Source organism: Kiloniella majae (assembly GCF_002118315.1).
Lineage (GTDB): Bacteria > Pseudomonadota > Alphaproteobacteria > Kiloniellales > Kiloniellaceae > Kiloniella > Kiloniella majae.
The window spans coordinates 659,142-685,575 of record NZ_MTSZ01000003.1 but is presented as its reverse complement, the minus strand read 5'-3'; the positions used below and the strand labels follow the sequence as shown (position 1 = coordinate 685,575).

Below are 26,434 nucleotides of genomic sequence, written 5' to 3'. Positions count from 1 at the left end.
AAGTAATAAATTATATTTACACTACATGGTGATTATAACATCAGTAACAATAATAATTATTAACGAAATATACTTATAAGTAATTTTACCTATACTTAATTCATGTCAAATATATAATATTTTTATGTAAAATTTTAAACAAAACGATAAGTAAATATTTTATTATTTTTCAATTAGTTAAATTCAAAACAATGAGAATAATGACAAAACACTCAGGTAAAAAAATTCATTCCAAAGTAATTATACTAATATAGATAAAATGCGTGATAAAAGAATCGTCTCAAAATCACAAAAAATAAGGTCATTCTCAAACAAAAGAGAATGACCTTATTAACTTTTAAACTTGCTCAAAAAACTTCAAACCAGCCTCTTAAGCAAAGGTACCTGCCCGTTTATTCTTCAATAAAATGGCACGCTGCCTCTCTATCACCTGCATAGGATTTCAAAGCGGGAATTTCCGCAGCACAGACATCCTTGGCAAAGGGACAACGGGTTCTGAAAACACAGCCTGACGGCGGGTTTAAAGGACTTGGCAAATCCCCTTTCAAAGCTACATGCTCTTTATTGCGCTCAATCTCCGGATCGGGGATTGGCACAGCAGAAATCAGCGCTTTGGTATAGGGGTGAAGAGGCTTCGCATAGATCGCATCTCTGTCCGCGACTTCCATCATCCGGCCAAGATAGAGAACCATGATACGATGGCTAATATGGCGGACAATACTCAAGTTGTGCGAAATAAAGATCAGACTAAGTCCAAATTCTTTTTGCAACCCCATCAACAAGTTAACGATCTGGGCTTGAATGGAAACATCCAGCGCACTCACAGCTTCATCACAAACAATAAGCTTTGGCTCTAAAATCATTGCCCGTGCAATGCCGATACGCTGGCATTGCCCACCAGAAAACTCGTGCGGATAGCGATTAACCTGTTCGGGTAGAAGGCCGACCTTGGCCATCATTGCCTTAACCTTTTCCTTTACCTCAGCCTTTGACAGTTTTGGATAATGGGTGATCAAAGGCTCACCAATAATCTGCCCAATCGTCATACGAGGATCAAGGGAGGCCAACGGATCTTGAAAGATAACCTGAAGATCAGAGCGTACATTCCGTAACTCTTCTGACTTCATGTCACCCATTTCCTGACCAAACCAGGCAACCTGCCCGTCTGTCGGCTTTAAAAGGCGCAGAACCGCACGTCCAAGTGTCGATTTTCCACACCCGGACTCGCCCACAACGCCCAGTGTTTCACCCGCTTTGACTTGGAATGAAACACCATCAACTGCTTTGAGCAATCCTGGCTTTTTGAAAAGCTTGCCGCTCGGGATCGAAAAATGAACCTTGAGGTCTTTTACATCAAGAAGGACTTCCTGGGACGTACTCATGCAACATCCTCCTCTCTATAACAGGCATTATGACTTCCGCTTGGCGTTTCAAACAGCGGCGGACGTTGACAAAGGCACCGATCCTGCACATGGATACACCGCGGCGCAAAAGCACAGCCTTGGGGTAAACGTTGCAGGTTTGGCGGCTGCCCGGGAATTGTTATGAGCTCATTGCTATGCGATTTCTCATCCAGTCTTGGCGTAGAGGCCAGAAGCCCCTGGCTGTAGGGATGACGCGGCGCAGAGAAGACCTCATTAACGGATGAACGCTCAACAATACGCCCGGCATACATGACGTTCAGCGTGTCACACAGTCCGGCCACAACCCCCAAATCATGGGTAATCATAACAATCGCCGTATTGAACTCACTTTTCAGTTTCCGCATCAAATCAAGGATTTGCGCCTGAATAGTTACATCCAATGCCGTCGTGGGTTCATCGGCTATCAACAGAGCTGGCTCACACAACAGTGCCATTGCAATCATGACACGTTGACGCATTCCGCCAGAGAACTCGTGTGGATACATATCAAAGCGGCTTTTCGCTTCGGGAATTCCCACCTTATCCAGCATGTTAAGAGCTTCTGCTCTCGCAGCTTGTTCGCCCATACCTTTATGTAAAACCAGTACTTCAGTCAGCTGTTTCGATACCTTGAGGTAAGGATTAAGAGACGTCATGGGGTCCTGAAAAATCATGGACATCGACTGCCCACGGATCTTGTTTAGCTCATCAGCACTTAGGCCAATCAACTCGCGCCCCAAAAGTTTGGCACTACCCGTTGTTTTACCATTAGAAGCCAACAATCCCATGATAGAGAGAAAGGTCTGGCTCTTCCCAGATCCTGACTCACCAACAACCCCCAATGCTTCACCCGCTTTAATCGTGAAGTTCATATTGTTCACGGCGTTCACGGGACCTTCGGGTGTCGAGAAGGTTACGGAGAGGTCTTTCACCTCGAGAATAATATCACTCATTTTTCAGACCTCCCTAGCGATCACGCGGATCAAGCGCATCGCGCAGACCATCGCCAATAAAGTTAAAGCAGAACAGAATGATTGCCAGTGCACTCGCCGGGAACAACAGTGTCCAAGGCGCAGATTCCATCTGCTGAGCACCTTCTGAAATCAACACCCCCAAACTTGTCATCGGCTCTTGAACACCAAGACCGAGGAAAGAAAGGAAACTTTCAATCAAAATAACCTGTGGAATTGTCAGTGTTACATAAACAATCACAGGTCCCAGAGCGTTAGGAATAATGTGTCGGCGAATAATGTTAAAGTTACTCACGCCTGATGCACGGGCAGCTTCAACAAACTCTCTGTTTTTAATCGAAAGGGCCTGACCGCGAACAATACGGGCCATGGTCAACCATTCAACAGCACCCAGTGCTGCAAAAATCAGAAAGATATTTCGTCCGAAAATCACCATCAACAGAATCACGAAGAACATGAAAGGCATGGAATACATAATATCCACAAAGCGCATCATGATGTGATCTGTACGACCGCCTACATATCCTGAAATCGCCCCATAGGTAACACCAATAACCAGCGACACACCTGTAGCAACCAAGCCAACAAGCAAAGAGACACGGATGCCGAATAAAGTTCGAACAAACAGGTCACGTCCATTGGTATCTGTACCAAAGTAGAAACCGGCCTCTATATCAGGTGCAGCCTGGATATAATCCCAATAAACCTCATCAAACGGGTTAGGATGTATCCAGGGGCCAATAACAGCAATCAAAACAATACTTAACAGTACAACACAGCTGACCACTGAGGCTTTATTCGTCAACAAGCGCCTGAACGCATCCTGCCAAAGACTACGACCCTGAATTTCTTTCTCAGCAGAGCCCGTACTTTTCATTTCCATATCAACAGCCATTATCCCATCCTCACTTTTGGATCTAGGAAGCCATAGATAATATCCACGATCAGGTTGAACGAGATAATCAAAGACCCGTAAAAAATCACGACGCCCATCACGAGGGTATAATCCCGATTTAAGGCCCCTTGTACGAAGTATCGGCCAATACCCGGAATACCGAAAATCTGTTCAATGACAACAGAACCTGTGATCACAGCGGCTGATGCTGGACCCAAATAAGAAACAACAGGCAACATCGCAGCTTTCAAGGCATGGCGACTGAGCATCAAGCGTTCAGGCAGACCTTTTGCACGCGCAGTACGAACAAAATTTGACCGAAGAACTTCGATCATCGACCCACGAGTCAAACGTGCGATATAGGCAATTTGCGGCAAAGCCAATGCCACAATAGGCAAAAAGGCTTGGGATATACTCTCGCCCCAACCGCCAACGGGGAGCATGTGCAGGTAAACCCCAAACACCAGCGTTAGGAGTGGTGCCATAACAAAGTTTGGAATCGTAATTCCCGTCATTGCCGTCGCCATGACCGCGTAATCTATCAGAGAGTTTTGCTTAAGCGCGGCAATTGCACCGAGTGACACACCGATAGTAATCGCCAGAAAAATTGCTGTTAGACCAAGTGTTAAAGACACAGGAAAACCAGCAGCAATCAGCTCAGTTACAGAAAAATCTCTATATTGGAAAGAAGGTCCAAAATCTCCCTGAATAGCACCTCCCAGATAGTATAGATACTGTTCCCACAAGGGATCATCCAGATGATAGACCGCATTCAAATTTGCGGCAACTTCCGGAGGAACTGTGCGCTCTTTGTCAAAAGGTCCGCCTGGGGCTGAGCGGATAAGAAAAAAAGCAAGGGTAACGATGATAAGCAGCGTCGGAATAGCCCCGGCCAGACGCTTTAAAATAAACGACAACATGTACTATGTCCTGACAAAAAAGTCCGGCGCGCCACCAACGTGATGACGCGCCGAGACATTATTGGGAAACCGGGATTTCCTATTTCTCGATAGTGATATACTGAGAACGGATGTGATCCATCACGTTACTCTTCCAACCTTTTACATAAGGCTTAACCATACGTTTTGTTACGTAGTGGTAAATTGGCGCAACAGCATTAGCTTCCAAGAAGATTGCTTCAGCCTGCATCAGCAATTCTTTACGCTTGGTAGCATCCTGTTCTAGGCCAGCCTGTTTAAGGAGACTATCGAACTCAGGATTATCAAAACCAGTATCGTTCAGTCCGGAATCTGACAGCCAAAGCTCAAGGAAAGTGTTTGGATCATTGTAATCACCAATCCAACCAGCACGGAAAGCCTGTGTCGCTTCTTTAAGCTTACGTGTTTCCAGATAAACTTTCCATTCTTCGTTCACCAAATTCACTTTCGCACCGAAAGTCTTCTTCCACATACTAGCAACCGCAATCGCGATTTTTTTGTGGTTATCACTGGTGTTATAACGAAGTTCAATCTCAATTGGATTATCTTTGGAATAACCAGCTTCTTCGTAAAGCTTCACAGCTTCGGCATTACGCGCAGCTTGATCCTTTGCTTTAAAACCAGAATAAACAGGATCATAACCAGTCACACCAGGAACAACAAAGGCATAGGCAGGTACTTCACCAGCAGTCACAATTTTTGAAGTCAGGATGTCCCGGTCAATTGCCATCGAAAATGCTTTACGCAACTTCGGGTCATTGAACGGTGGCTTTGTCATGTTAAAGCCGTAGTAATAAGTTCCGAGATAGTTAGAAACATGGAACTCATCAGCCATGTTCTCTTTAATCCATTTGATCTGATCATTAGGAACTTCATAAGTCCAGTCCAGCTCACCCGCACGATAACGTTTTAGCGCTGTAGTCTGGCTCTCAGTTGGATAATAAACGACCTTATCCAGCTTAACCGTATCTTTATTCCAATATGTATCTGATTTCACAGAAACAATACGAGATTGCGGTGTCCACTCGGCAAGTTTAAAAGCGCCGTTTGAAACCATGTTCTCAGGGCGTGTCCAAGCTTCGCCATGAGCTTCCACAGTTGCTTTATGAACTGGATAGGCAACAGAGTGCGTAATCATTCCCAAGAAATATGGTGCGGGACCTTCCAACTGTACTTCAAGTGTTTTGTCGTTAACAGCCTTCACACCAAGCTTGTTAAGATCTTTTTCTTCACCACCAGCAATTGCTTGTGCATTCTGTAGAGGATAGAGAAGAAATGAGTATTCTGAACCTGTTGCAGGTGCGACAGCTCGCTGCCATGCATAAACAAAATCATGTGCTGTTACAGGATCACCGTTGCTCCACACAGCATCGTCGCGAATCTTAAAGGTAAACTGAGTACCGTCGTCACTAATTGTCCAGCTTTCAGCCTGGCCCGGAATTAGTGATCCGTCAGTATTCTCAGCTGTCAAACCTTCGAATACATCACGTAGAATGTGAGAAGAAGGAACACCTTCTGAAATTTGAGGATCAAGTGATCCTGGCTCAGAACCATTACCACGGTTAAAAACCATTTCAGCAGATGCCAAAGTTGGGGCAACCAGTGCCGTTGTACCTGCCAGTAGAGAAACCCCAAGTGCGACTGCACGTGTTGTTTTCACGAATGTTCCGTCAGTAAGGAACTTTTTGATACCTGATTTAAACTCCATAACTCTTTCCCTGTTGTTATCGTTCGTTGTACGCGCCAGATAAAGCTATATCCCTGCGTGTAATTCACACAGGGTGACCTTCTTTTCGCTCAATGACAAGAGGAGGTCTTTGCTTTAGATCAACTGGGCAATAAACGTAGCAAAACAGCCGTTTCTTTTTACTAATTGATCAAAACTGGCGAGCATTTAAGTATTATACTTTATACAAACAGGAGAATCCAGCCTAAGTCGCTTAGGTCATAAAAAAAGCTGCCCGACACGTTCAATCGAGCAGCCTGTAAGCGACTATTTATCTTTGATTTACGACTATTTTGCAGCTGTAATAATAATCTCAACACTTAGTTCTGCACGCGCAAGTTTAGCTTCTCCACACGCACGCGCTGGTGCATGACCTTCCGGGACCCATGCGTTCCAAACCTCATTAAGTTCAGCGAAATATTTCATATCACTCAACCAGATGACTGCCTGTAAAATCTTGCTTTTGTCACTGCCAACAGACTCAAGGCATGTGTCAATTTTGTTTAAAATTTCTTTTGTCTGATCAGTAACGGATTCACCCGCTGTTCCAACCTGTCCTGAAAGATAAACCGTATTGCCGTGCTCAACAATTTTACTGGATCGCGCCGTCGTATCATGACGAATAATTTCACTCATTTAGATCACTCCCGAAAAAACACCCTGCCAGATCAACCTGCGGGCTGAGAAGCTCTATATGCGCCAAAACATATCCCCAGGTCCAGATTTGAGTAAAATATAAACCAGAAAATCAAAAATAACTTTCTCTCTTGCCTATTTTCAAAAGCACCGCATAATTCAGGAAATCTCGTCGGGGTGCTTGATCAACTAATATATTGGTTCATTAAGCTGAGAGGCTAACGCTAACCCGCAGAACCTGATCCGGTTAATACCGGCGGAGGAAATTGAGATGCTGGGATTGGCAAGTGCCATTAATCCACCTTCCCCAACAGGAAACAGCATGAACAACTTCCTCTGAAAATAAAACGGAGGAAAACATGTCTGCACCAATAGCCCTAACAATCGCCGGATCAGACAGCGGTGGTGGCGCAGGTATTCAGGCTGATATAAAAACAATGTCAGCTCTGGGTGTTTATGCCGCATCGGTAATCACCGCCCTGACCGCGCAAAATACCTGTAAAGTGCATTCAATTTTTCCGGTATCAACAAATTTTATACAAGATCAGCTATATACCGTTTTTGAAGATCTGGACGTCAAGGCGATCAAGATTGGAATGCTCGGCACACCAGATATTATCAAGTCGGTTGCTGATGTTCTAAAACACTACCCACAAATCCCGGTCGTTCTTGACCCGGTTATGGTGGCAAAAAGTGGTGACAAGCTCCTTCAGGATGATGCTGTTGCAAGTTTGAAAGAAAACCTGCTTCCCTTAGCAGAAATCATCACCCCCAACCTTCCTGAAGCCGCTGTCTTAACAGGAGAAAAAGAACCAGATTCTATTGAAGAAATGAAAGATATGCTGACAGCACTTCAAGCTATCAGCCCCAAAGCCATTCTTCTAAAAGGCGGACACCTTGGCGGAGACAAAAGTGATGACCTCCTCTTTGACGGACAAAATGAAATCTGCCTGAGTTCACAGCGTATCAATACCAAGAACAGTCATGGCACCGGCTGCACACTCTCTGCAGCCATTGCATCCGAAATTGCCAAAGGGCTTTCGCTTTTAGAAGCTGTCATTGCGGCGAAAGAATACTTGAGCGAAGCTCTTCGCCATGCGGATAGCTTAGAAGTCGGTAAAGGGCACGGCCCTGTTCATCACTTTCACGAGAACTGGACGGTTTGAGCACGAAGTTCTTCCCGACAAAAATAAGCGAATTGCATCTAGCCATGCCCTGCACAGCACATGATATTCATATCCGGAATTTTTACCTTTCTTATCAGGAGAGGCAAATTTTCAACGACTTTTCCCTTAAGCTGAAAGGCGGAAAGTGGAACGTTCTGCTGGGTCGAAGTGGTGTAGGAAAATCATCTCTGCTCAAAGCTATTGCCGGCCTTATTCCGCCCTCCTCTTATCAAGGAACAATCAAAGCGCAAGATGGTTCTTTTTTATCAGGGCACATAAGCTGGATGACACAGGATGCCTTGTTACTCCCCTGGCTCAACGTTTTACAAAACGTCCTGATCGGCAACAAGCTAAGACAGCTTTCCGGCACCGACGCAATCAGCAAAGAAAAAGCAAAGTCGCTATTGGCAGATTTAGGGCTGGAAGCATATCTGGACATGAAGCCAGACAACCTGTCCGGCGGCATGCGCCAAAGAACAGCCCTGGCAAGAACCTTATTGGAAAACCACCCGATTGTTCTTTTGGACGAACCCTTCTCCGCACTGGATGCCATAACGCGCTCGGAGATGCATGACCTTACTGCCCGTTATCTGACGAACAAAACCGTTGTCATGATCACACACGATCCTCTCGAAGCTCTAAAACTTGCAGACAGAATTTATGTTTTAAAGGGACCAGCTATTGCCAGCGCAGAGGCATTAACGCCTTCAGCAAAACCGCCACGCGACATCAAGAACGAACTTCTACTGGAAGAGCACGACATCCTGATAAACCAACTATCTGATACCCAAGCCCTGTCATGATAAAATTCGCGCGTCCGTTCGTCATTATCACAGGATTTCTTCTCGTTTGGCAGGTACTTGTTTATATTACAGACGCACCACCCTACATCTTACCAGCCCCTCTCGCCGTTTTTCAGGCTCTGTTTCTTCGATTTGAAACACTGACCAACCACGCCGGAATAACGTTACTCGAGATTGTTTTGGGCTTTCTTATTGGCAGCCTCCTGGGCTGTTGCTCTGCCTTGTTCCTCGCCACAATCAAATCAGCCCGAGACTGGCTGACACCGATCCTTGTTATTACCCAATCTCTTCCTGTTTTTGCCCTCGCCCCCATTCTAGTTTTGTGGCTGGGGTATGGCCTGCCTTCAAAAGTTGCCATGGCAGTTTTGATTATCTACTTCCCCGTAACCGCGGCCTTCTATGACGGATTAAGGCGAACGCCAAAAGACTGGCAGGCACTGGCCCAAGTCATGGGGGCAAAGCCATTGGCCTTTCTGATCCACGTGCGTATCCCACTTGCCCTTCCCGCCTTGTCATCTGGTCTGCGCGTTGCCATGGCGACAGCTCCTATTGGTGCCATCGTTGGCGAGTGGGTTGGTTCATCAGAAGGGCTCGGCTACCTGATGCTTCATGCCAATGGCCGTATGCAAATAGATCTTATGTTTGCAGCCTTGCTCATACTTTCCGTCATGGCAGTTACCCTCTATCTCACAACGGATTACCTATTAAACAAACTCCTCCAATACCTTTCTCTTGATGATCACAAAACACGGTAAATACTCTTATTTAAGGATTTTATGATGTTACGAAAACTGACGACCACAGCACTTGCTTTGGGGGCTCTAATAAGCCTTTCCACACCAGCAATTGCCAACGAAAAGCTAACCGTTTTGCTCGACTGGTTCGTAAACCCGGATCACGCCACACTTGTTGTAGCCAAAGAAAAGGGCTTCTTTAAAGAACAGGGGTTAGATGTAGATCTTATTGCCCCAGCTGATCCGAACGATCCCCCTAAACTGGTTGCGGCAGGAAAAGCGGAACTCGCCGTATCCTACCAACCTCAACTTCACTTGCAAGTTGCCGCAGGTTTGCCGCTAACGCGTGTGGGCACACTGGTCGCGACACCTTTGAATTCTCTTGTCGTCCTCAAAGACAGCCCGATCAAATCCATTGCAGATTTGAAAGGCCGTAAAGTCGGTTATTCCGTTGGTGGCTTTGAAGATGTTATTCTGGATGCCATGCTGGAAAAACACGGTCTGGACGTAAGCGATGTTGAATTGATTAATGTTAACTTCACACTGTCGCCCTCACTTATTTCAGGTCAGGTCGATGCTGTCATCGGGGCTTTCCGAAACTTTGAACTTAACCAGATGGATATTGTCGAAAAACCGGGTCGCGCTTTTTATGTCGAAGAAGAAGGTGTTCCCTCTTATGACGAGCTTATTCTTGTCGCAAACAATCAGAATGTCGATGACCCTCGCTTCCCCCGTTTTCTCAAAGCTTTAGAACAAGCCACCACCTATCTGGTTAACCACCCGCAAAAAAGCTGGGATCTTTTCATCAAAGCCTATCCAGATCTTGATGATGAACTCAACCGCAGAGCCTGGAAAGATACTCTTCCGCGTTTTGCCTTACGGCCCGCTGCCCTGGACGAAGGACGTTACAGTGACTTTGCTGATTTCCTGAAAGCAAAAGACCTGATCAAGGAAACCGGTGACGTATCGGATTATGCCGTTACCGTTAAGTAAGTTACTTATGATAAAACTGACAAGGGCTGTCTGTCCAAGGCAGCCCTTGTCATGATTGTAATTACTTAAAGGGGTTTTGTTTTTCTTCTGCAAAGAGCACCAAAACTGCAGCAACGACCAGCCAAACGATCATAGGGATAAATCCAGCCTCAAAAGCGGACACATTATAAACACGTTGTCCGGCTTCAGTTGCCCCACTCCAATTAAGATCAATCAAAATGCCTGCTAACGGTTGTAAGACCATAGGGCCAATCATAACACCCGTATTACACCAGCCAAGCGATGTCCCCTGCAAACGGGCAGGAACAGCTTCTTTGGCCCAAGACAATCCAACAATCATCACACAGCTTCCTGTTGCCGCTGTGAGTAATCCCAAACCAAGTACAACAATTGGAAGATCAGGTATTTGTGTGACCACAAACCACCCCAACGCAGCAATAAGCGCCAGCACCGTAAAGGGTAACTTTCGCTTACCTGACGCATCAGACCAATGCCCCAACAACACACCACTACCAGCCCAAACAAGTAAGGTAACCGTGGTTATTAATGCAGCCTCAGAAGTCGTAAAACCATAGGCAACCTTAAGAAAAGGTACTCCCCAAAGGCCACCGAAAGTGAGCATTGATCCGGCAGACGCCCCGCATGCCAGCGTCAAAAGAAAAACAGTACGATAGGTAATCGCTTCTTTTAAATCAGCGAAGATGGATTGTTTTGGTTGAGTTTCATCATGCTCGTGGCCATAACTTTTATACCCAAGATCCGTCGGATCATCCCGCAACCAAATCCCTGTTGCCAACGCCAACACGCCTGTGATTCCAGCGAAACCAAGCATGACATACCGCCAACCAATCAACTCAATCATTTGCTGTAGCGGTGCCCCTGCAACAACAGCCCCCAGATTACCTGATAAAAGCCCAAGCCCCACAAGAAGCGCAAAGCGTTTAAGATCAAACCAATGCAGGGCTATCTTCATCATTGTGACAAAAGCCACAGCCACCGAGCCACCGATCAAAAGACGACCAAAACTAATAACCCAGTAGTTGGGCGCTAGCGCAAAAATCGCAGTTCCAATGGCAGCAATAATAGCCCCCGTGGTTAAAAGCTTTCGGGGACCGAAACGATCTGCCATCACCCCCACGGGCACCTGCATAACCACATAACTATAATAGTAAAAACTCGCCAAAGTCCCCAAGGTCGTTGCCGTTAAGCCAAACTCTATGGTCAGAGGTTCAGCCATAACGCCGAAGGCAATACGATGAAAGAATCCGATCAAAAAGAGCATCGCACCCAACAACCACATCAACCATGACAAACTGGCAGGGGGATTTTCTAAAGACGTTAAACGATCAGGCATAACAACAGATTGCGACAAATGAATTTTCCCATAAGAGCATGTCCCGTAAAAACATGTCATGAAAGAACATGTGAAGTGAGAATAGCTGAGTAGCAAATATTACAGCCACTATCCACAAACGGGATAATTTTGAGGTAACCAATCAGTAACTGATACCGACCGGGAAGGCAAAGAAATCAGGATAGTTTCATATCTCTTTATATCAAGACATGACCTTTATAAGCCAAATTTATATCCCAAACTCATATCAGGGTATGAAAGTCCCATCTGGATGCAATATCCCTGAGTCCGACCATTCCCGAATATAAAGATTGGGATATAAAGACTGGCAAGCTTCTAATAGGCATGATGTCGGAAAGATTAGCAAAGCCTAATGTTACACATTCAGGTTCGCAAAAATACCAAACTACCTTTAAAAACTGTCGACGAAGAAAGCGAAATTTAATTCTCCAACAATCTCTCTACCCGTACCAAATCATCCGGTTTATTGGCATTGTAAAAAGGATCAATAGTCTCATTCCCAATGACAACATCGTCAAAAGGAACGTGACAAATACCATGCCGTTCAGTCCAACGATCAACTTTGCGCATTTCTTCTCGCATAATCGCTTGTCGCAAATCATTACGTAACGCAACGGACCACAAGCCAACCACCGGATGTGTTCGCCCCTGTGACATGGCGCAAGCCAAAGGTACGCCCTGTTTTGTCGCCTCCGATATTAATCGACCCACAAGATCCATTGGAATAAAAGGGGCATCACAAGGAACAGAGACCATCCATTTTACGTTAGGTGAATACGCTGCAACCCATTCCATGCCCGTCAAGACACCAGCCAGAGGGCCGGGGTTATCATCAACCACGTCAGCGGCAACAGGTAACGAAAATGCGTTAAACCGCTTTTGATCACCATTGGCGTTTAGCACCAACGGCCCGACCTGAGGCCTAATTCGCTGTATAATACGAGCGAGCAGGCTCTCCCCTGCTAATGACTTCAAGCCCTTATCGCCGCCGCCCATACGACGGGCTAACCCACCTGCCAGAATAACACCTGCAACATCAGTCATTGGTTAGGCTTTCTTTGGTCTGAGTTCCTGAAGGACTGGCTTCAGTTCCCCGGGCTGCTGCTCTTTGATGTCGAGGATCTTCATCCTCCAAATCTGCAACTTGATGGTCGAATACAATTCGATCCTGTCCAGCAAGGGCCGTGAAACGTTTGCCCTTCGCTCTACCGACTAATGTAAGTCCAGCTTCTTTTGCCAGATCAACACCCCAAGCTGTGAAACCGGAACGGGAAACCAGTACGGGGATTCCCATCTGCACTGTTTTAATCACCATCTCTGATGTCAAACGGCCCGTTGTGTAGAAAATTTTGTCTGAAGCCCTAATGTTGTTCAAAAACATATAGCCTGCAATTTTATCGACGGCATTATGACGCCCGACATCCTCGATATAAATCAACGGCTGGTCGCCCTGACACAAAACACATCCATGTATTGCTCCTGCTTCTAGGTACAAACTGGGCGCCATGTTAATCTTACGACTGAGGGCATAGATCCATGACGTATGAATTCTGGCATCCGCAGGAAGCTTTATATCTTCAAATTTTTCCATCAAATCCCCAAAGACAGTTCCTTGGGCACAGCCAGACGTACGCGTTTTCTTTTTCAGTTTTTCTTCATAGTTGGTTTCGCGTTCAGTTCGAACAACAACCAGATCAAGCTCTTCATCTACATCAATCGCTGTAATCACATCATCACGACGTAACATATTTTGATTTAAAAGATATCCAACAGCCAGATAGTCGGGATAATCACCAATGGTCATCATTGTTACAATTTCCTGACCATTCAGGAAGAGTGTCAACGGCTTCTCGACTACAACAGGAATTTCAATAGTATTGCCATCCTGATCAGTTCCCGCCACTGCTTCCGTTAAGCCTTCCTTGGCTGGATCCGGCCTCAAAATAAATTCTTCCAGCGTTTTTGCATCTGCTTTCGCCACACGATGACGCGTCTTTTTTCCCTGGTCGATATCTTTCATTAGGCGATCCACAACAATCTTTATAGCTCTCTTATATCTTGTACGATTTACACTTTGTCAGACACGCACATCACATTGAATATACTATGTCGAGTTTTCTTTTCGGGAACAAGCAAAGCCCTGATAGAGAATAGCTATCTTGTATTAGGATGACATATCACTGCCGCCGTTTTAACAATGCTTTCAAATTTAAACCCAAACAAGAAACATCAAGTCTTTCCAATATATCCTCTTGCTTTCATGGTGGTGACGAGGATTAATACACATCAACAAATCTGGACAGACTCCTGATGCGTTATTTATGTGCAGTCGTTATGCGGGTCTGAACCATTCAAATAAATATATAATTGCTATCTCGGAGGCACATCATGATTTCCAAAGATTTGGGATCCAAAATTTTTGCAGCTACTATAGCACTTGGTCTCGCGCTTCCTTTTACAGCGCAGGCAGAAGATGTTGTTGTTGCCACAACTGCTATCGTTGAGCATCCAGCCCTTGATGCTGTACGTGACGGTGTACGTGACGAACTGAAAGCTCAGGGTTTTGAAGAAGGCAAGAACCTTACATTCCTCTATAAAAGTGCGCAGGGTAACCCAGCGACGGCTGCTCAGATTGCAAGAGAATATATTGGTAACGGCCCGAATGTAATCGTACCAATTGCAACACCTTCAGCCCAAGCTGTTGTTGCTGCAACAAAAGATATTCCGGTTGTTTTCTCTGCCGTTACCGACCCGGTCGCTGCTAAACTTGTCGCCGGCGAAGGTCCATCAGGTACAAATGTTACAGGTGTCAGTGATCTATCCCCTATTGATCAGCACATTGCCCTGATTAAAGAACTAACACCAAATGCAAAAAGCATCGGCGTTCCCTACAACCCGGGTGAAGCAAATTCAGTTGTTTTGCTGGATCTTGTGAAAAAACATGGTGCAGACCAAGGCTTTGAAGTGATTGCATCACCAGCGACAAAAACCGGGGAAGTTCTGACTGCTGCACAAAACCTGATTGGCAAAGCAGACGTTATTTACGTTGCAACGGATAACACAATCATCTCAGCCTTCGAAGCTGTGGTGAAAGTTGGTATTGATAACCAGATCCCGGTTTATGCAGGCGATACTGATTCTGTTAAACGTGGTGCTTTGGCTGCTCTTGGCTTTGATTATTACGATGTCGGACGTCAAACAGGTAAAGTTGTTGTTGATATCCTTAATGGCAAGGCAGCAGGCGATATTGCATTCCAGGGCGTTAGCAAGACAAATCTTTTTGTGAACCCGACCATGGCAGAGAAAATGGGTGTAACCCTTTCACCTGAAGTCATTGCCCGTGCAACTGAAGTGATCAAATAAGATCCATTTTCTGTTCTTGTCCAAAAGACAGAGATAGAAAAGCATTTAAAGAAGACGAAATTCGTTTTGCGGATTTCGTCTTCTTGCGTTATGGAACTACCCAAGCAGCGTAATCGACGCAGAAACACAACAGTTAGAGAGCCGCGAGGCTTCGGATAAATGAACCTTATTGCCTTTATGGGTGCCATCGAATTAGGCCTGATCTACGGCTTGATTGCTTTAGCCGTCTTCTTGTCCTTCAGAATTCTAGACTTTCCCGATCTAACGATTGACGGATCTTTTCCATTAGGCGCAGCCGTCTGTGCAACGATGATTGTCTCCGGCTTCAACCCTTTATTGGCTACGGTTATTTCTTTTTTTGCAGGCGGCATGGCTGGACTGGTTACGGCCTTCTTGAACTTGCGCTTCAAGATCCTCAACCTGTTGGCTTCTATCCTGACCATGATTGCGCTCTACTCAATCAACCTGCGTATTATGGGCCGTCCAAACGTTGCCATCATAACTGAAGAAACCATTCTCACGCCCTTTGAAGGCCAAGGCCTGCCGGGTTATTATCTGAAACCAATTATTGCAGCTATTATCGTCTTTGTCGTTGCTATCATCGTGGCCCGCTTCCTCAATTCTGACTATGGACTAGCCATGCGCTCAACCGGCGCAAACCAGAAGATGGCCCGTGCACAAGGGATTGACACGAACAAGACAACCTATATCGGCATGGCACTTTCAAATGCTCTTGTTGGTTTGGCCGGAGCTCTGTTCGCGCAAATGAACGGCTTCGCTGATATTACAATTGGTACAGGTACGATTGTTATCGGCCTTGCTGCTCTTATCGCGGGTGAAGCAATCTTCTCGACACGCGGCATGTTAATGGCTGTTCTAGCCTGTATCTTTGGCTCAATCGTCTATCGCATTGCCATTGGCCTTGCCCTCAACGCTGATAGCATCGGGTTGGAACCTTCTGATCTTAATCTTGTCACTGCTTTACTGGTTACAATTGCCTTGATTTTACCCGGGGCCAAAAACCCCCTCAAAAAACTGATGAAGCGGGGTAACTAAAATGATCAATGTTCAAGACCTCCGCATCACTTTTGGCAAAGATACACCAAACGAAAACAAAGCGCTTCAGGGTATAAACCTGTCTGTTGCCGAAGGGGAATTCGTTACTGTTATCGGATCAAACGGTGCGGGAAAATCCACATTTATGAACTGTTTGACAGGTGAATTAATCGCAGATAGCGGCACCATTACAATTGATGAAAAAGACGTCAGTCGTTGGAAAGCAGCACGACGGAGTAGTTTGGTCTCTCGTGTTTTTCAGGACCCTCTTGCAGGAACCTGCGAAGCCTTAACCATCGAAGAAAATCTCTCCCTTGCCCATTCACGGGGGCAAAAGCGCAGCTTTGGTCTGGCGATAAACAATACCAAGCGTGAACTTTTCAAAGAGCGCCTGTCTCGCCTGAGGTTAGGTCTGGAAGACCGTTTAGCAGACAAAATGGGATTGCTCAGTGGTGGCCAGCGACAGGCTGTCAGCCTGATCATGGCGACATTACAACCAACAAAATGTCTGTTGCTCGATGAACACACAGCCGCACTTGACCCTAGAATGCAGGCCTTTGTGCTGGAACTAACCAATGACATTGTTCAAGAGACCGGTATCACGACCTTGATGATTACCCATTCGATGGGACAGGCTCTGCAGTTTGGCACAAGAACAGTAATGCTGCATGAAGGGCAAGTCGTGTTGGATGTTTCTGGTGAAGAACGTAGCTCCATGACAATTCACGATCTAGTAGACATGTTTGGCAAGGTTAGAGGCGAGGAACTCGATAGCGACAGCCTGTTGCTTGGGTAAATCTTCCTTTCCCCCATAAGTAAAGTATCATCAGGAGAAACAGAGCAACTAAAGCAAGAGAGTGACGTCAGAGTATGAAACACCTTTCCCTTCGGCCCTTCTCCTTTGTTTGTTTTATCGGTACGCTATTTACTTGTTTTGGTTTCTTGCTGGCAACAGAAGCGAAAGCAAGTGAACGCGAGACTTGTTTTCACCACAGCAAGATTTGTTATCTGACCGTAGAGGATAACAAAAGCGCCCAAATTAGTGTTCAAAACAACTATGCTTTTCCTGTGCGTGTATCGTTACACATGACGGGATACAATATTACGCCCAAGCAAATAACAAAGAACGCGCTAGTTGGACCGAATCAAATCAAAAGCATTCTCTTCGTAAAAGTAAAAAATCATGGAGAATGGCGCTACAGCTGGACATCACAACTCCATCCGGAAACCGGAGATGCCAAACACGATGATACCGTGCTCTATCAACTCCCTTTTCCAAAAACAAAATCCTATCCGGTATCCCAAGGTCCGAACGGGGCCTTTTCTCATAGAGGCCCGAACAGCTTCGCCATAGATTGGGCAATGCCTGTTGGATCAGAAATTCTTGCCGCGCGCGAAGGAACAGTGCTAGCCCTCAGAGAAGATTCATTCCAAGGCGGTGCTTCAAATCAATATAAAAGTGAAGAGAATTACCTCTGGATACAACACTCTGATGGCACGATAGGGCAGTACCTACATCTCAAAAAAGATGGCGTTGTTGTACAGGTCGGCGACAAGGTCGAAAAAGGGCAACTCATCGCTTATTCAGGCAACACAGGCTATTCCACAGCCCCCCATCTACACTTCCATGTTTCAAGTTCCCAGCCACATGGCGCAGCTTTTAAAAGTCATCCTGTAAGTTTTGTGCCCCGTTAAAAGCTTCAAGTACTGGTATTGTTTTCCCGTTACACAGATACGATCAATTCCAGTTATCATTGGCAGATTTGTTTTTCAGATAAAATCCGAAAATTGCAGGAACCATTAGCCAAAACCCCGATAAAGGTATGAGCATTATCCCTAACGCTGTCATGCAAACCAGCGTACAAAGTAAAACCTCCTGAAAAGGGGGAAGCGTATTTCGTTTTTCATCTCGATCGATCAGAAGTCCGACAAGAAAAAGCGGCATACCAAAGAAAAAGAACCAAACCGTATTGCTGATTTCATAGTTTGTAATCCCCATATCAAAGAAGCCATTCATAAAAATAAATGCAATCTGAGTTCGGAAAAGAATAAAGGTAAAGGCAATATGCGTTATTGCCACTCCCATAATCCAACGGCCGACCCATCGCTTTTCAATAAAATATGTTTGTAATTTTTCCCGGTAATATTTGAGGAGGAATTTCTCTTGAGATGTTTTACCATGAAACAGATCTTTGTGGCTTTCCATAGCTGTTGGCATCATCACGCTCCGATCCACTTATTTCCGGTTTTGACTGTCGCCCCCAACTTGCTTAACAACAAAATCATTCCACGATAGGTTCGATCAAAATACAGGAGGTTTCGATTAATCTCTTTCATAAAAGGTGTTATTTTTCGGGTATCAGCCATCTTAATTTCCGGCCACTCCCTGTTGGTAAAATTAAATTGCTCTTCTAGATACGGCTCAATCATCCATTTTTGAATTATGTCCAACTGAGGTTGCAAAAGAGATCGGAATTCTTCGTCCGTCATCTCATCCTTGCTTAGCTCCAGATCTTCGTAAAAGCCTCTCAACTTTTCGTAATCAGGCTCAACTGTATGGTGATGAATGAGAAACTTATAATAATCGGATATAATTTGAGTGAAGCCGCCATCCATTTTCCGCACACACCCAAAATCCAGTAACCCCAGCTGACCATTTTCCATGAACAGAAAATTACCCGGGTGTGGATCTGCATGTACAAACCCCAGTTCAAAAAAACTGTTGAAGAAAAAATCAAACAAGAGCTGGCCGTAGGCATTTTTCGCTTCTTGCGAAGGATTGGTGGCCAACCATTCATCCAGATGAAGCCCTGTTAACAATTGAGTTGTTAAAATACGTTCTGAGCTATAGTCATCATAAATCTCAGGTACAATGATCCGCTCGTCCTTTATTTTATCTCTGAACCACTTGAGGCTCTCTGCTTCTTGAAAATAATCGACTTCGCGATGAAGCTGTATAGTGATCTCATCCAGAACCGTATCTATAATATTTCTATCTGGCATTAAATCTGTAGAGGCAGAAATAACCGTCAGCAGCCCCCCGAGCATCTTCATATCGCTTTTAATTGAAGCTGCTATTCCAGGATACTGCACCTTAACGGCTACATCCTGTCCCGAAGCCAGCTTCGCTCTGTGAACCTGTCCTAAACTAGCCGCTGCAAATGCTTTCGAGTCAAAATTTTCAAAAATTGCCCCCGGGCTTTTGGTAAACTGATCTCGGAAAACCTTATCAACCAAGGCCCGATTTAATGGTGTTGCTTTGTAACAGGCTTTTGATAATTCTCGCCTGATACCTTCGGGAAGAATATCCGCCTCCATGCTCAGAATTTGCGAAGCCTTTAAAGCAGTTCCCTTAAGTTGGTTCAAAGCCTTGAAAAGTGTTTTCCCGATGTCTTCTTCATGCTTGGTTCTGACTTCTTCATCCTGCTTGGGTGTAGAATAGCCGACAGTGAATTTTTTCTTTCCGACATGCCCTAAATGTCGCAACCCAACCTTGGTGGCGGTTAGGCCTATTGTCGCCGAACGATGCAATTTTCTGGTTGCAATGGATCCCTTAGCCGCCATGTTTCCAGCCCCCTTTGCCGGTTCCCATATTGGCCCCATTACGCGCCATAGCCCCAAATCCCTTCATCAGGGTTGAGAACCCTTGCCCGTTTTCCAGAAAGCGCATCATCTGACTTTTAATCATAAAACTAACAAGATCGACCCCCTTGCCAAGCACACCACTCCTTAACAATGTGGCAAAGAAATTAGTCGAAACTTCGACAAACTGAGTTGTTTGGGTGAACTCTTCGCTATCATCTTGTAGCCAATAGAGAACTATCCCCAATAGAGCATCAATCATCAGATGGGCAACAGCACCTTCGAAAGGAACTTCCGGGATCTCTTCATCCTCAACCGACTGCTCCAGAATTTCGATAATTTTCTTTTTGAGAGCTTTGCTTGCAGGAAATTCCCGTTGCATCAAAAAAGCAGGGGACGCACGTAAAATTTCGATACTTTCCGCGACAAACTCTCGATTTTCAACCAGGATATCTAGGTAATTATAGATGAAAAATTGTAATTTTTCTTCAAGAGTAAAGTGAGAAAAATCCTCCGCTTCGTCAACAAGCTCCAGAACACTGTTCAAGGCGGTCTCGTGGTAGGACAACAGAAACTTATCTTTGTTGGGGAAATACTTATAGATCGTTGAATCCCCCATCTCTGCTGCTTTGGAAATTTGCTTCATAGAAACATTGTGAAAGCCATGCTCGGAAAATAGATCCACGGCAACAGCAATCAACTTAGCTTTGTTCGCTTCTTTCTGCTTGTTAGATATTTTCATTTTGAGAATTACTTTCCAATAAATACAAATAATACAATATTAATGTAGATAAAAACTCAATAATAGCAACAAAAAATAAAGCACTACCACCGAGAAGAAGAAGAAATATTAAATTAATATATTTAACATCAACAAGTTAGATCGAATTTGTCAAATTGACGCAGGATAACAAAACCACATGGACACAAAACGGAACCTGTTCGTCTTAGGATAAAATTGCTAAACTTGCGTAACAGCCTATGGGCAGAGTACAGCACGAATCACCTTTACAAGTGTCTTGTGACCACACTTTTATAAGAGCCAAATCAGGAGGTTAAGCTTGGATTTTTTAATGATCCCGAACCAAGAAGAGGTTACCCTTTGGCTTGACCAGATCACCAACTGGCTGGGACAAAATCTCTTGAGTTGGCCGGTGATTTTCCAGCTTGGCTTTCTACTAATTCTTCTTCCACTTAGTCGTTATCTCGGCAACAAATTGCGTCCCATGGCGAGTGATTGGAAGCAATTAGACAAAACACCTCAAGCTTTAAGACTTATCCTGACCAATCTTCTGCCCATGATCCCCTGGGTAATCTTCCTATTGATGCTCTGGATCACATTGGGAGCACTCATTCAGCTTGAGATGCCTGTCCGCACAAGATTTCTAATCAATACTGTCGCCAGTTTGACTTTGGCATGGGTTATCATAAACCTGACAACAAGCCTGATCAAAACACGTATACTCGCACGACTGGTCTCTCTTTTCATTTGGTCAGTCGCGGCTCTTAACATCTTGGGTCTTCTGGATTTTGCGGAAGAAATTCTTGATGCAGCCGCACTTGATGTTGGTGGCCTGCGTATATCAGTTCTGATGGTACTCAAAGGTGTTATCTCACTCGCTGTGCTACTTTGGGCCGCCATTGCCTTTAGCTCTTTACTGGAACGCCGCGTAAAGGCCGTACCTGAATTAACACCTTCAGTTCAGGTCCTTCTTGGGAAATTATTAAAAGTCACCTTTATTGGCCTTGCCGTCATAGTTGGCCTCAAGACAGTTGGCATAGATCTCTCTGCCTTTGCTCTTTTTGGTGGTGCCTTGGGTGTAGGTATCGGCTTTGGGTTACAAAAAGTCATTTCCAATCTGGTATCCGGCATCATTTTGTTAATGGACCGATCCATAAAGCCCGGCGATGTTATCGCCGTGAATGATACCTATGGGTGGGTGAAATCATTCGGAGCCCGCTATGCCTCTGTCATTACCCGCGATGGCATCGAACACCTGATTCCAAATGAGGAATTCATCACACAAAGGGTAGAAAACTGGTCCTACACCAACAGTTGGGTCAGAGTCCGCGTGCCAATCGGTGTTTCCTATAATTCTGACCTTCATCAAGCCATCAATCTTTGTATCGAAGCTGCACTAGAAAACGAGCGCATCCTGGATAGGCCGGCAGCAAATTGTCTGGTTAGAAATTTTGGCGACAATTCAGTTAATCTTGAAGTTCGTGTCTGGATTGCGGACCCTCAAAACGGAGTAGGCAATATAACCAGTGATTTGCTGCTGGCAATTTGGGATAAGTTTAAAGAAGCAGGCGTCGAATTCCCCTTCCCTCAACGAGATCTTCATATCAAAGACCCAATCCAGATCAGAAGCTTGCCACCAGAGACTGCTCAAGAAGGTTCTTAACGTCTAGATAAATGATATTTTCGTAAAGCCCTTTTTCAGCAAACTTTTGTCGATAGAGCTTTAAGGCCTCTTCGCTCAAAGAAGGCTTACCCAGCAGATAATCAAATGATTCTTTTAAGGGCGGCCCAATACACCATTCCAGATCATCAGATGACGGACTTTCCGCGCCAAGCCCCCTCAAAGCGTATTGGATAGACTTGGTGATACCTTCTTTCGGATCGGTCAAGGTACCATCCAAATCAAAGAAAATTGCCGTCATTTCGACCTCTAGACTACAAAACAAGAACAAGAATACTTTATTTACTTACCAGACAGTGGCAAGCTGGTTATCACTTAGGACAGACAAAGAAAGCCTGACACCACATGTCACAAACATTGGACCCTCGCCTTCACCCCTTGAGAGAAGACCTCGCCGCTGAATACCTCCGCGACAAGGTAGAGGCGCCTAAGTTTAGCAAAGGCTATGCGGCTCAGATATCAAAAGGGATCGTTCCCCTACGGCGGCATCCAGCGGGCGAAGCAGGACAAGACACAGAGTTACTCTTCGGAGAAAAAGTCACAGTCTATGAAGAAAAAGATGGCTGGGCCTGGGTTCAAAATGCAAAAGATAGTTACGTTGGTTATATTCGCGCCGACAGTCTCTCACGGGAAGTACGACAAACCACGCACCGAGTAAAAGCGCTTCGTACCTATGTTTATCCTCAGCCCGACATGAAAATCCCCGCCACAGATATGCTCTCAATGGAATCAACGGTGCTCGCCCTGAAACAAGAAGGACGCTATACCCAAATACAAGGTGGAGGATGGGTCTTTACTGATCATATCTGTTCACTAGAGACAAAGGCCCTCAGCCATGTGGATATCGCCTATCAATTTTTAGGAACCCCCTATTTTTGGGGCGGAAAATCTTCGGTTGGTATTGATTGTTCTGGCTTGGTTCAAATATCCCTCAGCGCCAGCGGCCTTAACACGCAAAGAGACACTTACGTTCAGGAAACAACAGTTGGTTTTCCTGTAAATTCAGATCAGTGTACCGAGGGTGATCTGATCTATTGGCCCGGTCATGTCGCTATTGCCCTGGACAAAGAGAATGCAATTCACGCAACCGCCAATTCCATGGATGTCCTTATAGAGCCTATTGCTCATATTACAGAACGTGTAAAAATGGAAACAGGCGGGACAGGAATAACCGCGATCAAGCGAGTACCGACAAGTTAAGCACTGTAAATAGCTTATGTAGAAAACCCAAAGACGCGACAAAGGGCGCTTGATATATGACAAAGCGCAGCCCTTTTGTTTTCGCTATAGATGAAGAAGTTTAAATTGACTTGCAATTAACGACCTATGCGCCAAAGTGTAGGAATGATTTTCAGGAACAAAAAAAACAGACCGCCTGAAAGCTCAGGAGAAATAGTTGATGATCAATTCGTCAAACATTCAGAAGAGACTTATTTCGTCTGCTTCTACTGCCAATAATGAAAGTGACATTCAGGGTGGGCACCCGGGAATGGTAGATCCCTTTGGCCGCATGGTTGACTATCTTCGGATATCAGTCACGGACAGATGTGATTTTCGCTGCGTTTATTGTATGTCTGAAGACATGAGCTTCTTACCAAAAAAAGAGTTGCTGACAATTGAAGAGTTGGAAAGAGTTTCCGCCGCGTTCATCAACCTTGGCGTAAAGAAGCTCCGCTTTACAGGTGGCGAACCACTTGTCCGCAAAAACATTATGAAGCTGTTTAATGGCCTGACACCTTATCTGGAATCAGGACAGCTCAGGGAAATGACCCTGACCACAAATGGAAGCCAGCTGGAAAAGTATTCGCAACAGCTTGCAGATGCAGGAATGCGCCGCATTAACGTCTCTCTAGATACTCTGAACAAAGACAAGTTTGCCGCAATCACACGCTGGGGAAAACTTGATCAGGTTCTCGAAGGATTACAGGCCGCCAAAAAAGCAGGCTTGAAAGTTAAGATTAATACCGTTGCTCTGCGCGGTGTAAATGACGATGAGCTGCATACACTTGTTTCCTGGTGCGGTGACGAGGGCTTTGACATTACTTTTATCGAAGTTATGCCGATGGGGGATATTGGCAACGAAAATCGTGTTGACCAATACCTGCCCCTAACTGAAGTACGCTCCATTTTAAGCGAACACTGGACCCTGAATGAGAGTGACCACAAAACGGGGGGACCAGCTAGGTATGTCGAGGTAAAAGAGACTGGCGGGAAGATCGGTTTTATTACCCCGATGACCCATAATTTCTGTGAAAGCTGTAACCGGGTCCGAATGACCTGCACAGGCACGCTCTATCTCTGCCTTGGACAGGATGATGCCATGGATTTACGGGAACCTTTGCGCAGTAGTGATGAAAACGGCCCGCTAGAACAGGCCATCTTTGAGGCTATTGCCCGAAAGCCTAAAGGCCATGATTTCATCATTGATCGGGAAGCCGATCCATCCGTTGCCCGGCACATGAGTGTTACAGGCGGGTAAAGACAAAGGGAGTTTCAAATAAACTCCCTTTATTCACGGCCTGATTATGCTGAAGATATTTTTTTCATCATTAACGGGAACAGATAATACCACCCCACACCAATCAACTGTGCAACAAGCAACATGATAATACCTGCCTGATATCCTTCGATAGCATAACCACCAGAAGCCTGCGCAGGCCACAATTCAATCACCGCACCAACAGCCCATTGCCCAACAAAAGCAACTACGAACACCAGAGAATTCAATGCCGTGTTAACACGCCCAGCCAAATGACTGGGAAAGAATTGCGAAAATCCGGGATAAATTAGATATCCACCTGTTCCCAGTAAACCAAACGCCATCCAAACAATACTAACCATCAGGAAAGAGTTTATTTCAAGCAGCAACAAAGCTTGAGGAACTATGCAAAGTAGCATGCCATAAAATCCGATCGTTATCGGACTGATATTATGACGACGCAACCAGTCTGTGACAATTCCACCGACAAGAAACCCCACAAAAACAGCAATTGCAATCAGTGTTAAGCCCCATGCTACGATATCCCGATCAAAACCGGCGACATCACGTAACCAAGGACCAGACCATAGCGCCTGCAAAGAAAAGAATGCGGCCTGAGACATCACGGTGAAAGGCGTGATCCGCCAAAAGAAAGAACTTTTGAAAACAAGCCCATAATCTTTGATCTGTTTAGACACACTTTCGCTAGCCGGGATCTCATCCCGCCGTGGAATGACAATGTAGATCAACGCGGAAATGCACAAAGACATCACCGCAAGGACGACAAAGACACCGCGCCAGCCCATCAGATCGGCGAGAAATTCAACAGGTGCCGTTCCCGCAATAGCCCCCAGGCCACCCGCAGCAAGATGACAACCATTGACCAATGCAAGTCGTTCTTTGGGAACCCAACTAACATAAGCCTTAAAGGCCGCCATCATACAAGCAGATACCCCAAACCCGATCAACGCGCGCCCAAGGATGAGAAGCGGAAAACTCTCGGCCCAAGAGAACAAAAGCGCACCAGCGGCTGTGAGTAACAGAAAACCACTTTCCACCTTTCGCGGGCCATAGCGATCCAATAACAGCCCCAAAGGGAGCTGGGTGAAAGCAAAGGCAATAAAAAAAGTACTTGTCAGCAAGCCCAAATCTGCCGCCGACAAACTCAATTCAGCAACCAGATCAGGGGCAATAACAGCATTCACAACTCGTAATAAAAACGAAAGGAAATAACCAATTGCAAAGGGGAGAAAAATACGAGCGATCATTACGATTGGTTTTGACAACTCACCACGCTAGAACCACAGATCATCACTGAAGAATAACCTGATGCGTGAAGTTCCGGCCATTGGTAATGGTAATCTGCGTAAATCCCATCAAGGCCGCGAGATCAAAAAAAGTAAAGACATCCTCAACACCCAACTCCTGAAAAACAGGTAAAGTACGAACACCCGCCGTCATATTGGCAAAGATTGCCCGCGCACGATAAATCGTGTCCAGTCGACCATCTTCCAAACCGACAATAATAAGTTTTTCAGCATCATTACCCTTGGCAAAGATTGCGGCTGTTGGGGCAAACTCCCGCTGCATGTTCTGCTGTGTGATTGAGGTTACAAAAGCGATACGGGTTTTACGGTTAGCCGTTGCAATTTGCTTGGCCCTGGCTTTGTAAACTTCCCGGTAAACAGGATCAGGATAATAATACCCCGCATGCCTGTCTGCGGCTTGAACGGTAGCGCCAAGGACACTGCAATAACCAACAATGGTCAGAATTGCGAAAAACAATGAACGGATCAAAACAAACTCCCCTTTTATGTATTTTATTTCTTAATCAGTATCAGACATTTTGACAGCGCTGCAAGTGGCTGTCAGTCTATTGTTATTATTTGTG

The 26,434-nt window shown here is 45.3% G+C and carries 26 protein-coding genes and 1 riboswitch; of the genes, 11 read left to right on the top strand and 15 right to left on the bottom strand.

The window, feature by feature from the left end:
• Nucleotides 1-392 precede the first annotated feature (392 nt).
• The 6 genes from BKB51_RS12770 to BKB51_RS12745 all read right to left on the bottom strand — a co-directional run bounded on the left by BKB51_RS12770 (nucleotide 393) and on the right by BKB51_RS12745 (nucleotide 6,569).
• Nucleotides 393-1,382 carry an ABC transporter ATP-binding protein gene (locus BKB51_RS12770; RefSeq protein WP_085901450.1) on the bottom strand — a complete coding sequence of 330 codons (990 nt, stop codon included), beginning with the start codon at nucleotides 1,380-1,382 and terminating at the stop codon, nucleotides 393-395.
• Nucleotides 1,379-2,356: an ABC transporter ATP-binding protein gene (locus tag BKB51_RS12765; RefSeq protein ID WP_085901449.1), complete on the bottom strand. Its 978-nt coding sequence runs from the start codon at nucleotides 2,354-2,356 to the stop codon at nucleotides 1,379-1,381. Before BKB51_RS12765 ends, BKB51_RS12770 begins: the two co-directional genes overlap by 4 nt.
• Nucleotides 2,357-2,369: 13 nt before the next feature.
• The gene (locus BKB51_RS12760; RefSeq protein WP_085901448.1) at nucleotides 2,370-3,269 is read right to left on the bottom strand and encodes an ABC transporter permease subunit; all 900 of its coding nucleotides are present in this window, start codon (nucleotides 3,267-3,269) and stop codon (nucleotides 2,370-2,372) included.
• Complete coding sequence (oppB, locus tag BKB51_RS12755) at nucleotides 3,269-4,189, bottom strand: oligopeptide ABC transporter permease OppB (protein ID WP_085901447.1); 921 nt, start codon at nucleotides 4,187-4,189, stop codon at nucleotides 3,269-3,271. The genes BKB51_RS12760 and oppB overlap by 1 nt, the downstream gene beginning before the upstream one ends.
• 79 nt (nucleotides 4,190-4,268) lie before the next feature.
• Nucleotides 4,269-5,915, bottom strand: coding sequence for a peptide ABC transporter substrate-binding protein (locus tag BKB51_RS12750; RefSeq protein WP_085901446.1), 1,647 nt, complete (start codon nucleotides 5,913-5,915; stop codon nucleotides 4,269-4,271).
• A gap of 306 nt (nucleotides 5,916-6,221) precedes the next feature.
• On the bottom strand, nucleotides 6,222-6,569 hold the full coding sequence (locus tag BKB51_RS12745) for a RidA family protein (RefSeq protein ID WP_047765726.1): 348 nt from the start codon (nucleotides 6,567-6,569) through the stop codon (nucleotides 6,222-6,224).
• A gap of 163 nt (nucleotides 6,570-6,732) precedes the next feature.
• Nucleotides 6,733-6,852, top strand: a riboswitch (TPP riboswitch).
• Between the two features lie 76 nt (nucleotides 6,853-6,928).
• Here BKB51_RS12745 and thiD point away from each other — a divergent pair.
• Genes thiD through BKB51_RS12725 form a run of 4 tightly spaced genes read left to right on the top strand, consistent with a single transcriptional unit; the run spans nucleotide 6,929 to nucleotide 10,265 of the window.
• Complete coding sequence (gene thiD / locus BKB51_RS12740; RefSeq protein ID WP_085901445.1) at nucleotides 6,929-7,735, top strand: bifunctional hydroxymethylpyrimidine kinase/phosphomethylpyrimidine kinase; 807 nt, start codon at nucleotides 6,929-6,931, stop codon at nucleotides 7,733-7,735.
• Nucleotides 7,732-8,538 (top strand): ABC transporter ATP-binding protein, encoded by an 807-nt coding sequence (locus BKB51_RS12735; RefSeq protein WP_125911840.1) that lies wholly within the window; start codon nucleotides 7,732-7,734, stop codon nucleotides 8,536-8,538. The genes thiD and BKB51_RS12735 overlap by 4 nt, the downstream gene beginning before the upstream one ends.
• Nucleotides 8,535-9,293, top strand: coding sequence for an ABC transporter permease (locus BKB51_RS12730; protein WP_085901443.1), 759 nt, complete (start codon nucleotides 8,535-8,537; stop codon nucleotides 9,291-9,293). The genes BKB51_RS12735 and BKB51_RS12730 overlap by 4 nt, the downstream gene beginning before the upstream one ends.
• Before the next feature lie 21 nt (nucleotides 9,294-9,314).
• Complete coding sequence (locus BKB51_RS12725) at nucleotides 9,315-10,265, top strand: ABC transporter substrate-binding protein (RefSeq protein WP_198946721.1); 951 nt, start codon at nucleotides 9,315-9,317, stop codon at nucleotides 10,263-10,265.
• 61 nt (nucleotides 10,266-10,326) lie between these two features.
• Here the strand turns inward: BKB51_RS12725 and BKB51_RS12720 are convergent, their stop codons facing one another.
• The 3 genes from BKB51_RS12720 to fdhD form a co-directional block, all read right to left on the bottom strand.
• Nucleotides 10,327-11,637, bottom strand: coding sequence for an MFS transporter (locus tag BKB51_RS12720; RefSeq protein WP_158090222.1), 1,311 nt, complete (start codon nucleotides 11,635-11,637; stop codon nucleotides 10,327-10,329).
• Between the two features lie 423 nt (nucleotides 11,638-12,060).
• Nucleotides 12,061-12,684 (bottom strand): molybdenum cofactor guanylyltransferase MobA, encoded by a 624-nt coding sequence (gene mobA / locus BKB51_RS12715; RefSeq protein WP_085901440.1) that lies wholly within the window; start codon nucleotides 12,682-12,684, stop codon nucleotides 12,061-12,063.
• Nucleotides 12,677-13,660 carry a formate dehydrogenase accessory sulfurtransferase FdhD gene (gene fdhD / locus BKB51_RS12710; RefSeq protein ID WP_085901439.1) on the bottom strand — a complete coding sequence of 328 codons (984 nt, stop codon included), beginning with the start codon at nucleotides 13,658-13,660 and terminating at the stop codon, nucleotides 12,677-12,679. The genes mobA and fdhD overlap by 8 nt, the downstream gene beginning before the upstream one ends.
• A 368-nt stretch (nucleotides 13,661-14,028) precedes the next feature.
• Between fdhD and BKB51_RS12705 the strand changes: the two genes are divergently transcribed.
• From BKB51_RS12705 to BKB51_RS21260, 4 genes are all read left to right on the top strand, one after another.
• Nucleotides 14,029-15,003, top strand: coding sequence for an ABC transporter substrate-binding protein (locus tag BKB51_RS12705; RefSeq protein WP_085901438.1), 975 nt, complete (start codon nucleotides 14,029-14,031; stop codon nucleotides 15,001-15,003).
• A 159-nt stretch (nucleotides 15,004-15,162) separates the two neighbouring features.
• The gene (locus BKB51_RS12700; RefSeq protein WP_085901437.1) at nucleotides 15,163-16,059 is read left to right on the top strand and encodes an ABC transporter permease; all 897 of its coding nucleotides are present in this window, start codon (nucleotides 15,163-15,165) and stop codon (nucleotides 16,057-16,059) included.
• A 1-nt stretch (nucleotide 16,060) separates the two neighbouring features.
• Nucleotides 16,061-16,855, top strand: coding sequence for an ABC transporter ATP-binding protein (locus BKB51_RS12695; RefSeq protein ID WP_085901436.1), 795 nt, complete (start codon nucleotides 16,061-16,063; stop codon nucleotides 16,853-16,855).
• A 74-nt stretch (nucleotides 16,856-16,929) separates the two neighbouring features.
• Complete coding sequence (locus BKB51_RS21260; RefSeq protein ID WP_085901435.1) at nucleotides 16,930-17,754, top strand: M23 family metallopeptidase; 825 nt, start codon at nucleotides 16,930-16,932, stop codon at nucleotides 17,752-17,754.
• A 43-nt stretch (nucleotides 17,755-17,797) separates the two neighbouring features.
• Here the strand turns inward: BKB51_RS21260 and BKB51_RS12685 are convergent, their stop codons facing one another.
• From BKB51_RS12685 to BKB51_RS12675, 3 genes are read right to left on the bottom strand one after another with little or no spacing between them, the layout of a single operon-like run.
• Nucleotides 17,798-18,280 (bottom strand): DUF6463 family protein, encoded by a 483-nt coding sequence (locus tag BKB51_RS12685; protein ID WP_125911839.1) that lies wholly within the window; start codon nucleotides 18,278-18,280, stop codon nucleotides 17,798-17,800.
• Nucleotides 18,280-19,623, bottom strand: a complete 1,344-nt coding sequence (locus BKB51_RS12680; RefSeq protein WP_158090221.1) for an ABC1 kinase family protein — start codon at nucleotides 19,621-19,623, stop codon at nucleotides 18,280-18,282. Before BKB51_RS12680 ends, BKB51_RS12685 begins: the two co-directional genes overlap by 1 nt.
• A complete protein-coding gene (locus BKB51_RS12675) occupies nucleotides 19,613-20,383 on the bottom strand; it encodes a TetR family transcriptional regulator (protein ID WP_085901432.1) in 771 nt (256 codons plus the stop codon). Before BKB51_RS12675 ends, BKB51_RS12680 begins: the two co-directional genes overlap by 11 nt.
• A gap of 331 nt (nucleotides 20,384-20,714) precedes the next feature.
• Here BKB51_RS12675 and BKB51_RS12670 point away from each other — a divergent pair, with 331 nt between their 5' ends.
• Nucleotides 20,715-22,046: a mechanosensitive ion channel family protein gene (locus BKB51_RS12670; RefSeq protein WP_143445820.1), complete on the top strand. Its 1,332-nt coding sequence runs from the start codon at nucleotides 20,715-20,717 to the stop codon at nucleotides 22,044-22,046.
• On the opposite strand, the gene BKB51_RS12665 is transcribed toward BKB51_RS12670, so the two are convergent.
• Nucleotides 22,006-22,305 carry an HAD hydrolase-like protein gene (locus tag BKB51_RS12665; protein WP_085901430.1) on the bottom strand — a complete coding sequence of 100 codons (300 nt, stop codon included), beginning with the start codon at nucleotides 22,303-22,305 and terminating at the stop codon, nucleotides 22,006-22,008. The genes BKB51_RS12670 and BKB51_RS12665 overlap by 41 nt on opposite strands.
• 104 nt (nucleotides 22,306-22,409) lie before the next feature.
• Between BKB51_RS12665 and BKB51_RS12660 the strand changes: the two genes are divergently transcribed.
• Nucleotides 22,410-23,264 carry a C40 family peptidase gene (locus tag BKB51_RS12660; protein WP_085901429.1) on the top strand — a complete coding sequence of 285 codons (855 nt, stop codon included), beginning with the start codon at nucleotides 22,410-22,412 and terminating at the stop codon, nucleotides 23,262-23,264.
• A gap of 289 nt (nucleotides 23,265-23,553) precedes the next feature.
• The gene (gene moaA / locus BKB51_RS12655) at nucleotides 23,554-24,543 is read left to right on the top strand and encodes a GTP 3',8-cyclase MoaA (RefSeq protein WP_218044033.1); all 990 of its coding nucleotides are present in this window, start codon (nucleotides 23,554-23,556) and stop codon (nucleotides 24,541-24,543) included.
• 44 nt (nucleotides 24,544-24,587) lie between these two features.
• Here the strand turns inward: moaA and BKB51_RS12650 are convergent, their stop codons facing one another.
• Nucleotides 24,588-25,829: an MFS transporter gene (locus BKB51_RS12650; RefSeq protein WP_125911838.1), complete on the bottom strand. Its 1,242-nt coding sequence runs from the start codon at nucleotides 25,827-25,829 to the stop codon at nucleotides 24,588-24,590.
• 25 nt (nucleotides 25,830-25,854) lie between these two features.
• Nucleotides 25,855-26,340, bottom strand: a complete 486-nt coding sequence (locus BKB51_RS12645) for a hypothetical protein (protein ID WP_218044013.1) — start codon at nucleotides 26,338-26,340, stop codon at nucleotides 25,855-25,857.
• Between the last annotated feature and the right edge of the window lie 94 nt (nucleotides 26,341-26,434).